Genomic DNA, 11,873 nt, shown 5'->3' with positions numbered 1-11,873 from the left:
TTTTTTCGTCACGCTGCAGAGCGGGGACAGCGTGCTTAGCCGCGTGCCGCCATCGACAGCGCCACCGCTTCAGCCACCTTGATGCCGTCGACGGCCGCCGACAGGATGCCGCCCGCATAGCCGGCGCCTTCGCCCGCGGGGAACAGTCCCCGTGTATTCAGGCTTTGCAGGTCGTCGTCGCGGCGCTTGATGCGGATCGGCGAAGAGGTGCGCGTTTCCACGCCCGTCAGCACGGCGTCGGCCTTGTAATAGCCCTTGATCTGCTTGTTGAACGCCGGAAACGCTTCGCGCAGGGCCGTGATCGCGTATTCGGGCAGTGATGGCGCCAGGTCCGTCAAGTGTACGGCCGGCTTGTACGACGGCACCACGCTGCCAAATTCGGTCGAGGCGCGGCCGGCGACGAAGTCGCCGACCAATTGCCCTGGCGCATCGTAGTTGCCGCCTCCCAGGGCAAACGCGCGCTCTTCCAGTTCGCGTTGCAGGGCGATGCCGGCCAGCGGGTCGCCCGGGTAGTCGGCCGGCGTGATGCCGACCACGATGGCGCTGTTGGCGTTGCGCTCGTTGCGCGAATACTGGCTCATGCCGTTCGTCACCAGGCGCCCCGGTTCCGACGCGGCCGCCACCACCGTGCCGCCCGGGCACATGCAGAAGCTGTAGACGGAACGGCCATTGCTGGCGTGGTGCACCAGCTTGTAGTCGGCCGCGCCCAGGATCGGGTGGCCCGCGCTGGGGCCGAAGCGGCAGCTGTCGATCAGGGATTGCGGGTGTTCCACGCGGAAGCCGATCGAAAACGGTTTCGCTTCGATGTACACGCCGCGGCGGTGCAGCATCTCGAAGGTGTCGCGCGCGCTGTGGCCGATGGCCAGCACGACGTGGTTGCTGGCGATGATTTCGCCATTGTCCAGCACCACGCCACGCACCTGGCCGCCATCGCTGCCTGGCACGATGTCGAGATCGACCACTTTGCTGCTGAAGCGGTATTCGCCACCCAGCCGTTCGATATTGGCGCGCATTTCTTCCACCATCTTGACCAGGCGGAAGGTGCCGATGTGCGGTTTGCTCACGTACATGATTTCTTCAGGCGCGCCCGCCTTCACGAATTCCGTCAAGACCTTGCGGCCGTAGTGCTTGGGGTCCTTGATCTGGCTGTACAGCTTGCCGTCCGAGAAGGTGCCGGCGCCGCCTTCGCCGAACTGCACGTTCGATTCCGGGTTCAGTTCGCGCTTGCGCCAGAAGCCGAAAGTGTCGACCGTGCGTTCGCGCACCTGCTTGCCCCGCTCCAGGATGAGGGGGCGCAAGCCCATCTGCGCCAGGATCAGCGCCACGAACAAGCCGCAGGGGCCCGTGCCGATGACGATGGGGCGCGGTTCATTGGTGTGGCCGGCCAGCTGTTCGCCGCCGGCGACGAATTTGTAGTCGGTGTCGGGCGCGGGCATCAGGTGCACATCGTGCTGCAGGCGCGCCAGCACGGCGGCCTCGTTCCTGACTTCAACGTGCAGCGAGTAAATCAGCACCACGGCGCTGCGCTTGCGCGCGTCATAGCTGCGTTTGAAGACGGTAAAGCCGAGCAAATCGGCGGCGGCTATGCCCAGGCGCGCCAGGATGGCGGCGGGCAGGGCCGCTTCGTCGTGTTCGAGGGGGAGTTTTACTTCGTTGAGTCGCAACATAATGATGGGTCCAAGGTTGGGGGCTATCTAGGCCCCATGAATAAAGCACGCAAAGACTGCCCGGCAAGCTGTTGCACCTTGCCAACCATAACTTGCGATGAGAAGGTTTTGCCAGGGAGGGAAGAGCGCAGTCCAGGCGCTATTTTACCCCTAGCGCTGCTATTTGCAGAGCATGTCAATGATGGCTGGCGGGTATGTGAGGCGGACGTTGCATGACGGCCGCGTCTTCCTCGATTTGCCATGGATGGCTCGGTTGCGTGTAAACAATATAAATAGTTAACGAGGTGTGACGGTTTGCTTGTCTTTTTTATTTAACAGTGCCGTAAAAATGTGATCCTTTTGCCAAACTTATTAATTGCGGAACCCGTATTTCTGAGCTACGATTAAAGCACTCGTCGGGCTGTATTTGCCTTCTGGGAACTGCTACTGCTTCCGTACGAGCAACGAACCTGCCAGCAGAAAATTCTTTTATTCCGATCAACTTTCTAGTGGACGTCAAGATGAAAAAAATTACACTCAGCTTTTGCTTAATGATGGCATTCGGGGCTGTACATGCAGATGACCTTGCCGATGCTCAGAAGTCGTGGGAAGCCAAGGATTTTTCAACTGCGTTCCAGAAGTTCACGAAATTGGCCAAGCAGGGTAACAGTGCCGCGCAATTGCAGCTGGGTGAAATGTACGGTTTTGGTGAAGGCACGACAGAGGACGTAGCGCAGGCGACGTACTGGCTCAAGCAGGCTGCTGCCAGCGGCAACCCGGAAGCGGCCGCATCACTGGATCTGGTGCAACAACGGAGCGCACGCAAAACCGACATCGCTTACTACACTACCAACTTTGACGGTGCCAATGTCGTCTATGGCAAATTTAATTGTACCCATCCAGTAATTCCCAAGGTGTCTACTAAAAATACTGAAATTACTTCGGTGAATTCTGCCGTTAATGCATGGGTGGATTGTTATGGGCGTTTCGTAAAGAATCTGAATGCGGCGATGCCAATAACAAATACTATTCCGCCAGATATCCTTAAGCTGATGAGCAATGAGGAATTTGTCAAGGCAGATGTACTGATTTCTGAGACGTATAAAAAAATAGCAAATGACAGCCAGAAGGTCGCGGATGGAATCATTGCCGATAATGTTCGCTGGAAAAAAGATACTGAAGAATTTGTTTATAACAGCAATGCACAACATAAAGCCCAGTTGGTGAAATTGGAAAATGATAATGATCAGGAAGAGAGAAACTTGCGCAACCTGCAAGAGATGAAGCGTATTGCATACAAAAAGAAATAATTATTTAAATGATAATTTATTTATTTTGAATCCTATTCCAGAGCAGAAACGTTTAGCCATCTGATAGCGGCTGCATATTTCGTTCGATCCCCGTCAGCGCACCCCCTATTCGTGAGGTTTTGGGCGGTGCGTGGCGGGCAGCGGGTCTCTATTTGCGCACTCGCACATAACCGCTTCCTGCGGCCGCACTCCTCCCTTTTTTCATACATGCAAGAGCTGGCAACGCGCTAAAAACGTATTTGCATATGCATTTTTATGCCTTTTCCACGCATCAAAATTGTGCATTGCCGCACCATTTTTGGGTGTGTTTATTTTTTCTGACCTTTTTTGTGCAGGTGTGTTGTTTCTGCGCACCATTCTGTTCTGTTTGTTGACAGTTAAGGTTTGCATATGTTTCCATATGTTGTCTAGTCAGCTAGCTAGGGGACCGGCTATAGGACTATATGACCTGTCATAAAATGACGGAGTGGGGAAAATCGGGACTTAAAATAATATTGACCGTGATTTGTTGTATGCATTCTATCCAAGCTGATCCACGAGAAAAGCTTAACTATAATTAGGAAATCACATGTTTAGAAAAACTGTCTTAGTGCGTGCATTGGCGATTGCATTTAGTGCGACTGCGGTGACTGCAGCTGTCGTTCCTGTCGCAATGGCGCAATCTAACGCTGCCGGTAATATTTACGGTACGGTCGATGGCGCAGCCGCTGGCGCTTCCGTTGTCTTGCAAAATATCGGTACTGGTACCAAACGTACCGTGACGGTCGATGCCGAGGGTCGCTATTTTGCGTCGGGCATGGCTCCAGGCCATTACAAGATTGACTTGGTGCGCGACGGCAAGACCGTCAACACCGTTGAAACCGATGTTATCGTGGGTCAAGGCGTTGATGCATCGTTCGCCAGCAGCGCGGTACAGGCAGTGCAGGTTACCGGTCGTCGTAGTCGCATCGACGTTTCGAGCTCGAACAATGGCGCGACGTTTACCGCCAAAGAACTGGCAAAATTGCCTATCGCGCAAAACGTTGCCGCGATCATTCAGCTGGCGCCTAACACGACCCGTGCTGACTCCCGTTACTCTGCCGGCGCATCGTTCGGCGGCGGCGGCGCTTCGGAAAATGCGTATTACATCAATGGTTTCCCAGTTACCAATCCGCTGACCCAATTGGGCGCATCGGAACTGCCATTCGGCGCGATTGCCCAGGCACAGATCCTGACCGGCGGCTTCGGCGCCGAGTTTGGCCGTTCGGTTGGCGGCGTGGTCAACGTCACGACGAAGAGCGGTACCAACAACTGGGAATTCGGTGCCCAGGTTGCCATCGAGCCTAATGGTCTGCGCTCGACGCCAAAAGACTATTACTACCCGAATACTGGCGCGACGTCGAACGCCGCGACCGACAATACGCTGTACCTGCGCCGCAACGACAGCTCGCGCTCGGAAAAGACGTATGGCGCCTATGTGGGTGGCCCGATCATCAAAGACAAACTGTTCATGTTTGCCGCGTTTGAATCGCGCAGTCTCGATACCGACGCCGCGCTGGGTACCCGTACCTCGGCATCGAACGCCACCACTGGCTGGCAGTCGAACCAGCACAAGATCGACCGCTACATGGCGAAGTTTGACTGGAATATCACGGATGATCACCGTCTGGAAATGACGTTGCTGGGCGACGAAGCCAAGACCGACCGTCAATTGTATGGCTACGACTACACGAACAGCCGTCGTCTTGCCAAGACCGCATCGCAGCACTACAAGAACAGCGAAGACTTCTCGCCATCGGTTGGTGCAGAAACGCAAATTATTCGCTACACGGGTAACCTGACTGAAAACTTGACGGTCAATGCCCTGTACGGTCAAAGCAAAACGCCGAACTCGGCTGTTTATGATCCGATCGGTACCGCACCTGCGGATCTGTTCCAGATCAGCGCCGCCAGCAATGTCCGCGCGCCTGGCTTGAACTACAGCAGCCCGCAAACCTTGAACGGTGCTGTTTCCGCTAACGACTCGGCCAGCAAAATCAAGTCTACCCGTCTGGATCTGGAATACAAGATTGGCAACCACACCATCCGTGGCGGTTTGGATGACAACAAGCTGACCTCGACCAACGTCGGTGACATCTATGGCGGCGGCGGTATCTGGGTGTATGGCCAAACCCGTAAAAACGGTGTTGGTGACGGTACTGTGCCGCTGCAGTTGGGTGGTAGCACCGTGAAGACCTCGAACAATCCTGGTCTGCTGGCTTCCCAGGGTTACTGGGTCAGCAAGCGCCTGTTCTCCAGCGTGACGGATGCTCGTTCCGAGCAAAGCGCACAATACCTGGAAGACCGCTGGCAAACCACGAAGGACCTGTTGCTGACCTTGGGCATTCGTAACGAAGGCTTTAAAAACGTCAACGGCGACGGTGATACCTTCCTGGAAGTGAAGAACATGATCTCGCCACGCTTTGCCGCGGCATGGGACGTCAACGGTGATGCCTCGTTGAAAGTGTACGGTAGCGCTGGTCGTTATGCTCTGCAAATCCCGACCCACCTTGCCGTTCGCGGTGGCAGCCGTTCGACACTGACACGTGAAGGCTACACCTACACGGGTACCGACGCTTACGGTCAGCCGACGGGCCTGCAATCGCTGGCACCGGTTTACTCGGTCAACAACGAACTGGGTCAGTACAAGGATCCAAAAACCGTTGTTGCCCAGGATATCAAGGCAACGTATCAGGATGAGTTGACCATCGGTTTCGAAAAAGCGTTTTCGCCTAGCCTGAACTTTGGCGCGAAAGTGACTTATCGCCAATTGAAAGCCACCATCGATGATTACTGCGATACCCGTTTGATCGATGCTTACGCTGTTGATAACAATATCGATACGTCGAACTACTCCGGTTTTTCGTGTGCATCGTTTAACCCAGGTAAAGACAACACCTTCCTGGTCGACTATGCTGGTACCCGCAGCAACTACACGAAAGTTCACCTGACCAAAGCACAGCTGGGCTTTGATGAAGCGAAACGTACGTACACGGCAATCGATCTGTTTGCTGAGCATCCGATGCGTGATGGCTGGTATGGCCGTGTGAACTACACGTGGTCGCGTAGCAAAGGTAATACCGAAGGTCAAACCCGTTCGGACAATGCCCAAACCGACGTTGCCGCAACGTCGACCTGGGATAATCCGGAGTTGATGGTGAATGCCAACGGCTTGCTGCCAAACAACCGCGAGCACCAAATCAAGGCCTTCGGTTTCTATGAACTGAACCCTGAGTGGACTGTCGGCGCGAACGCCTTGCTGGCTTCGGGGCGTCCGAAGAACTGCTTCGGCTGGAACCCTAACGTTCCTGGCGAAGTGGACTATGGTTCGGTCTACTTCTACTGCGATGGTGCTGCTTCGCCACGCGGCTCGAAAGGCACCCTGCCTTGGGATACGCGTCTGGACATGAATCTGTCCTACCGTCCGCAACTGGTGAAAGGTCTGGCATTGAAAGTTGACGTATTTAACGTACTCAACAAGCAAACCGTGCAGACCCTGGACGAAACGTACAACGTGGACAGCTCGTTGAACGTCAGCCCAACCTACGGCCGCGTTATCAGCTACACCGCACCGCGTTCCGTGCGTCTGACCGCCGAGTACAACTACAAGTTTTAATTGACTTGTTTTTCACCCCTTGCCGTGTCTCACGGCAAGAGGGGAAAAGAAAAACCCCGCTAGCGCAAGCTAGCGGGGTTTTTTTTGCCTGCTCGTCCAGTCTTGACTGCTTACATCCCGCCCCACAAGGCACTCAGCGTGGCCAGCGCCGTCAGGCCCGCCGTTTCCGTGCGCAGGATGCGCGGGCCCATGGCCAGGCCGATGGCGCCGGCGGCGAGGGCCGCCTTTTCTTCCGCCTCCGAAAACCCGCCTTCCGGTCCTACCATCACGGTGATGGCTTGCGGCGGATGGTGGCGGGCCCAGTCGGCCAGGGACTGCTCCGCGCGCGGCGTCAAAATGATGCGTTTATGTAAATCTTGCTGGCTGCTCCAGCTATTGAAATCCTGCAGCGGTGCCAGCTGCGCCAGGCGGTTGCGCCCGCATTGTTCCGAAGCGGAAACGATAATGCCTTGCCAATGCGCGAGTTTTTTTTCGGCCCGTTCGCTTGACAAGCGCACGACGCAGCGCTGGGCCGACAGCGGCACGATGCCCGCCGCGCCCAGTTCGATGGCTTTTTCGATGATCCAGTCCATTTTGGATGCTTCCGGCAGCGCCTGCGCCAGGGTCACGGCATACGGCAGCTCCGCTTCGCGGGCTATGTGCGTCTGGATTTCAGCCGTCACGCTGCGCTTGGCAACCGTCACCAGGCTCGCTTGCACTTCGCCACCTTCGCCATTGAACAGGGTGATGACATCGCCCGGCGCCAGGCGCACGACCTGAATATGGTGGGCGACAGCCTCCGGCAGGGCGATGGTGGTGCCGGCAACGAGCGGCTGGGGGCAGAAAAAACGCGGCATGCAAATCCTCAACGGGGGTATATGTGGGGTGGAAAGACGTCAAAGTATAGCCATTTGGCTGGCCAGTACGCCGCAATTCTAATTTGCGGCCCCCCAGTCTGGTAAAATACTTGACCACAGAAAGCAGCCGGCTTCCCTGTCCGTGCTGTTGCAAACGAATCCCAAACTCGCGACTGACCCACACCATCATGACAACTACGCTCCCGACTACCAAAATGGCCAATGCGATCCGCGCACTGGCAATGGACGCTGTACAAAAGGCCAACTCCGGCCATCCAGGCATGCCGATGGGCATGGCCGAGATCGCAGTTGCTCTGTGGAGTGGTCACTATCGCCACAATCCCGCGAATCCAAAATGGCAGAACCGCGACCGTTTCCTGTTGTCGAACGGCCACGGCTCGATGCTGCATTACGCGCTGCTGCACCTGACCGGTTACGACCTGTCGATGGATGACATCAAGGCTTTCCGCCAGATGCATTCGAAAACCCCGGGCCACCCGGAAGTCGATATCACGCCAGGCATCGAGACGACTACCGGCCCGCTGGGCCAGGGCATCGCCAACGCCGTCGGCATGGCCCTGTCGGAGCAATTGCTGGCTGCTGAATTCAACAAGCCTGGCTACGACATCGTCAACCACTACACTTATGCTTTCGTTGGCGACGGTTGCCTGATGGAAGGTATTTCGCACGAAGTGTGCGCGCTGGCCGGCACCCTGGGCTTGAACAAGCTGATCGCCCTGTACGATGACAACGGCATTTCCATCGACGGCAAAGTCGAAGGCTGGTTCACGGACGACACCCCGGCCCGCTTCGAAGCGTACGGCTGGAACGTCATCCGCGCCGTCGATGGCCACGATGTTGCCGCCGTGGCTGCCGCCATCGCCGCCGCCAAGACCGCATCGAAGCCAACCCTGATCTGCTGCAAGACCATCATCGGCAAGGGTTCGCCGAACCTGCAAGGCGGCGACAAGGTCCACGGCGCCGCGCTGGGCGACAAGGAAATCGCTGCCGTGCGCGAATACATCGGCTGGGATGCCGCGCCATTTGAGATGCCGGCCGACGTGTACGCGGCCTGGGATGCCAAGAAACAAGGTGCCTTGCTGGAAGCGGACTGGAACGAGCGCTTTGCCGCCTACAGCCGTGAATTCCCGCAGCAAGCCGCAGAATTGTCGCGTCGCATGCAGGGCGAGTTGCCAGCCGCGTTTGAAACGGCGCTGTCGGCCGCCATCGCTTCCTGCGTCGAGAAAAAAGAAAACATCGCCACCCGCAAGGCCAGCCAGAACGCCATCCAGGCCCTGGCTTCGTCCCTGCCGGAATTCCTCGGCGGTTCGGCCGACCTGACCGGTTCGAACCTGACCAACTGGAAAGAGTGCGTGGCCGTGCGTTCGGGCCAGCCGGGCAACCATATCAACTACGGCGTGCGCGAATTCGGCATGAGCGCCATCATGAACGGCATCACCTTGCACGGCGGCTACATCCCGTTCGGCGCCACGTTCCTGACGTTCTCCGACTACAGCCGCAATGCCCTGCGCATGGCTGCCCTGATGAAGCTGCGTTCGATCTTCGTGTTCACCCACGATTCGATCGGCCTGGGCGAAGACGGCCCGACGCACCAATCGGTCGAGCACGTCTCGTCGATGCGTCTGATCCCGAACCTGGACAACTGGCGTCCATGCGACACCGTCGAGTCGGCCGCTGCCTGGGGCGCCGCCGTGCGCCGCAAGGATGGCCCGTCGACCCTGATCTTCTCGCGCCAGAACCTGCCGTACCAGGAGCGTAGCGCCGAACAGATCGACAACATCTACCGCGGCGGCTATGTGCTGAACGACGTGGCCGATGCCAAGGCGATCCTGATCGCCACCGGTTCCGAAGTGGAACTGGCTGTCGCCGCCGCCAGCGCGCTGGCGGCCGAAGGCATCAACGTGCGCGTGGTGTCGATGCCGTCGACCGACGTGTATGACCGCCAGGACGCCGCCTACAAGGCCAGCGTGCTGACGAAAGGCGTGCCGCGCGTGGCCATCGAAGCGGGTGTGACCAGCTTCTGGTACAAATACGTGGGCCTGGAAGGCGCCGTGGTCGGTATCGACACGTTTGGCGAATCGGCTCCGGCTGGCGTGCTGTTCAAGCACTTCGGCTTCACGGTCGAGAACGTCGTGGCCAAGGTCAAAGCCGTTATCGCTGGCTAATATTGATTTCTAACGGCCCTGGCGATGCACTTGCCAGGGCCGTGCATGTACCTTCTTTTTTAATCAGGAGCAGAGTATGACGATCAAAGTTGCAATCAATGGCTACGGCCGCATCGGCCGTAATGTGTTGCGCGCTTTCTACGAAGGCGGCAAGAAACAGGATATCCAGATCGTTGCCATCAACGACCTGGGCGATGCCAAATCGAACGCCCACCTGACCCGCTATGACACCGCGCACGGCAAGTTCCCGGGCACGGTCACCGTCGAAGGCGACAACATGATCGTCAATGGCGATCCGATCCGCGTATTCGCACAGCGTAATCCGGCTGAAATCCCATGGGGCGAGCTGGGCGTGGACGTCGTGCTGGAATGCACGGGCTTCTTCACCACCAAAGAGAAAGCTTCGGCTCACTTGAAGGGCGGCGCGAAAAAAGTCATCATTTCGGCACCAGGCGGCAAGGATGTCGACGCAACCGTCGTGTTCGGCGTCAACCACTCGGTACTGAAATCGACCGACACCGTCATCTCGAACGCTTCGTGCACCACCAACTGCCTGGCACCGCTGGTCAAGCCGCTCAACGACGCCATCGGCATCGAAACGGGCCTGATGACCACCGTGCACGCCTACACCAACGACCAGGTGCTGTCCGACGTGATGCATGAAGACCTGCGCCGCGCCCGTTCGGCCACCATGAGCATGATCCCGACCAAGACGGGCGCCGCTGCCGCCGTGGGCCTGGTATTGCCTGAGCTGAATGGCAAGCTGGACGGCTTCGCCATCCGCGTGCCGACCATCAACGTGTCGCTGGTCGACCTGTCCTTCATCGCCAAGCGCGACACCACCGTGGAAGAAGTCAACGCCCTGATGAAGGCCGCTTCGGAAGGCGCCCTGGAAGGCATCCTGACGTACCAGACCGAACCGCTGGTCTCGATCGACTTCAACCACAACCCGGCTTCGTCGAACTTCGATTCGACCCTGACCAAAGTGTCGGGCCGCCTGGTGAAAGTATCGTCGTGGTACGACAACGAGTGGGGTTTCTCGAACCGCATGCTCGACACCACTGTCGCACTGATGTCGGCCAAGTAATTCCTGGCTAGCATACAAAAAACGCCCTTCGGGGCGTTTTTTTCGTCTGTTGCCAGCTTATTCCTTGGGTTCGCACTGGTTGCGCCACTGCTCGCACGACGCCTCGACGCCCTGGTAGCACATGTTGAGGATGTAGTCGCAGTTTTCCGACGGAATCCACGCGCGCACGGCGGCCGTGCTGGAGAACGAAGCTGCGGCGCCGACGGCGATGGCAAAGATAAACAGGGCTTTTTTAATGGAAATCATTTTTCTCGCTTTCACAATTGGACAACGGTAGGGTGTCAAATCAAAAGGCCGCCACGGCAGGCATGGTGAACCGGCCAGACGCAGAAAAATATTAGCATTAAAATTAGCAATTTATTGCTATAAAGAAAAATATTCCTGCTAACGCCAGGCGTGCAGGCGGCGCCGGTAAAAGCGCCACAGCAGGCGCAAGTCGCGCAGCACGGGCACGCCGGAGAGCAGAGTCAGCACGCCGGCGAGCAGGATGGTGGCGGCGGGAAAGCCGATGTGCTTGAAGGCCAGGGCGCCGCTGACGCCGCCGATGAAGAAGCAGGCGATCAGCAGGCTGTGCGTTCTCAGCTTGCCGCGGTTGACCTTCACCATCCGGTCCGGCAGGTGGCGCCGGTTGTAATACGCCATCTTGCCCAGTTCGATGCCGATATCGGTGGACAGGCCCGTCACGTGCGTGGTGCGGATGACGGCGCCCGAAATCTTGGTGATGATGGCGTTTTGCAATCCCATCACAAAGCACAGCAGCAAGATGGTGACGGGGCCCAGCACGTCGGGCATGGCGGCCAGGTAATTGCCCGTCAAGCCGAACAGCAATAGCAAGGCTGCTTCCAGCAGAAGGCTGGCGGCAAACTGGCTGTGCAGCCGGCGCCGCTTGCCCCAGTTCACCATGATGGCCGTGACGGCCGCACCGCTGACAAAGGCCAGCCATGCGCCCAGCGCTGCCAGGGCCACGGTGATATTGCCCAGCGCCAGGTCGTCCGCCATGCCCGAGACGATGCCCGTCATGTGCGAGGTATAGCCGCCGATGGCGAGAAAACCGCCCGCATTCACGGCGCCCGCCACCAGCGCCAGCACGCAGCCCAGCTGCAGGTTGGCTTGCGTATCGCGCGCCGATCCGCTCAGGCGCGACAGGTAATGGAGCGGCATGCCCGGGCCGGCC

9 protein-coding genes are annotated in these 11,873 nt (G+C 57.9%); 4 read left to right on the top strand and 5 right to left on the bottom strand.

Annotation, left to right across the window (positions count from 1 at the left end; translation table 11 throughout):
• Window positions 1-35 precede the first annotated feature (35 nt).
• Window positions 36-1,667 carry an NAD(P)/FAD-dependent oxidoreductase gene (locus BLT98_RS23095; protein ID WP_092611815.1) on the bottom strand — a complete coding sequence of 544 codons (1,632 nt, stop codon included), beginning with the start codon at window positions 1,665-1,667 and terminating at the stop codon, window positions 36-38.
• Window positions 1,668-2,167: 500 nt separating this feature from the next.
• Between BLT98_RS23095 and BLT98_RS23090 the strand changes: the two genes are divergently transcribed.
• Complete coding sequence (locus BLT98_RS23090) at window positions 2,168-2,956, top strand: tetratricopeptide repeat protein (protein WP_139179358.1); 789 nt, start codon at window positions 2,168-2,170, stop codon at window positions 2,954-2,956.
• Between the two features lie 201 nt (window positions 2,957-3,157).
• Here BLT98_RS23090 and BLT98_RS28935 read toward each other — a convergent pair whose 3' ends face one another.
• Window positions 3,158-3,346 carry a hypothetical protein gene (locus tag BLT98_RS28935; RefSeq protein ID WP_139144283.1) on the bottom strand — a complete coding sequence of 63 codons (189 nt, stop codon included), beginning with the start codon at window positions 3,344-3,346 and terminating at the stop codon, window positions 3,158-3,160.
• A 178-nt stretch (window positions 3,347-3,524) separates the two neighbouring features.
• Between BLT98_RS28935 and BLT98_RS23085 the strand changes: the two genes are divergently transcribed.
• A complete protein-coding gene (locus tag BLT98_RS23085; RefSeq protein WP_070260036.1) occupies window positions 3,525-6,590 on the top strand; it encodes a TonB-dependent receptor in 3,066 nt (1,021 codons plus the stop codon).
• A 110-nt stretch (window positions 6,591-6,700) separates the two neighbouring features.
• Here BLT98_RS23085 and BLT98_RS23080 read toward each other — a convergent pair whose 3' ends face one another.
• On the bottom strand, window positions 6,701-7,426 hold the full coding sequence (locus tag BLT98_RS23080) for a 16S rRNA (uracil(1498)-N(3))-methyltransferase (RefSeq protein ID WP_092611809.1): 726 nt from the start codon (window positions 7,424-7,426) through the stop codon (window positions 6,701-6,703).
• A 188-nt stretch (window positions 7,427-7,614) separates the two neighbouring features.
• Here BLT98_RS23080 and tkt point away from each other — a divergent pair, with 188 nt between their 5' ends.
• Window positions 7,615-9,612, top strand: a complete 1,998-nt coding sequence (gene tkt, locus BLT98_RS23075; protein ID WP_070280969.1) for a transketolase — start codon at window positions 7,615-7,617, stop codon at window positions 9,610-9,612.
• 76 nt (window positions 9,613-9,688) lie between these two features.
• The gene (gene gap, locus BLT98_RS23070; RefSeq protein ID WP_010395244.1) at window positions 9,689-10,699 is read left to right on the top strand and encodes a type I glyceraldehyde-3-phosphate dehydrogenase; all 1,011 of its coding nucleotides are present in this window, start codon (window positions 9,689-9,691) and stop codon (window positions 10,697-10,699) included.
• Window positions 10,700-10,756: 57 nt separating this feature from the next.
• On the opposite strand, the gene BLT98_RS23065 is transcribed toward gap, so the two are convergent.
• Together BLT98_RS23065 and BLT98_RS23060 are read right to left on the bottom strand one after the other, a co-directional pair.
• Entirely contained in the window at window positions 10,757-10,945 is a 189-nt protein-coding gene (locus tag BLT98_RS23065) for a hypothetical protein (RefSeq protein WP_070260030.1), read from the bottom strand.
• Window positions 10,946-11,083: 138 nt separating this feature from the next.
• Window positions 11,084-11,860, bottom strand: coding sequence for a YoaK family protein (locus tag BLT98_RS23060; protein ID WP_070280971.1), 777 nt, complete (start codon window positions 11,858-11,860; stop codon window positions 11,084-11,086).
• Window positions 11,861-11,873 lie beyond the last annotated feature (13 nt).

Source organism: Janthinobacterium sp. YR213, from assembly GCF_900099875.1.
In the GTDB taxonomy this organism is placed as follows: Bacteria; Pseudomonadota; Gammaproteobacteria; order Burkholderiales; family Burkholderiaceae_D; genus Janthinobacterium; species Janthinobacterium lividum.
Note: the sequence above shows the minus strand (reverse complement) of the source record. Positions and strands in the feature narration are given on the sequence as shown.

What these genes read in the sequence shown, in the direction of transcription:
- BLT98_RS23080 (WP_092611809.1), bottom strand. Translation starts at nt 7,426, where the DNA reads ATGCCGCGTTTTTTCTGCCCCCAGCCGCTCGTTGCCGGCACCACCATC.
- tkt (WP_070280969.1), top strand. Translation starts at nt 7,615, where the DNA reads ATGACAACTACGCTCCCGACTACCAAAATGGCCAATGCGATCCGCGCA.
- BLT98_RS23065 (WP_070260030.1), bottom strand. Translation starts at nt 10,945, where the DNA reads ATGATTTCCATTAAAAAAGCCCTGTTTATCTTTGCCATCGCCGTCGGC.
- BLT98_RS23085 (WP_070260036.1), top strand. Translation starts at nt 3,525, where the DNA reads ATGTTTAGAAAAACTGTCTTAGTGCGTGCATTGGCGATTGCATTTAGT.
- gap (WP_010395244.1), top strand. Translation starts at nt 9,689, where the DNA reads ATGACGATCAAAGTTGCAATCAATGGCTACGGCCGCATCGGCCGTAAT.
- BLT98_RS28935 (WP_139144283.1), bottom strand. Translation starts at nt 3,346, where the DNA reads ATGCAAACCTTAACTGTCAACAAACAGAACAGAATGGTGCGCAGAAAC.
- BLT98_RS23090 (WP_139179358.1), top strand. Translation starts at nt 2,168, where the DNA reads ATGAAAAAAATTACACTCAGCTTTTGCTTAATGATGGCATTCGGGGCT.
- BLT98_RS23095 (WP_092611815.1), bottom strand. Translation starts at nt 1,667, where the DNA reads ATGTTGCGACTCAACGAAGTAAAACTCCCCCTCGAACACGACGAAGCG.
- BLT98_RS23060 (WP_070280971.1), bottom strand. Translation starts at nt 11,860, where the DNA reads ATGCCGCTCCATTACCTGTCGCGCCTGAGCGGATCGGCGCGCGATACG.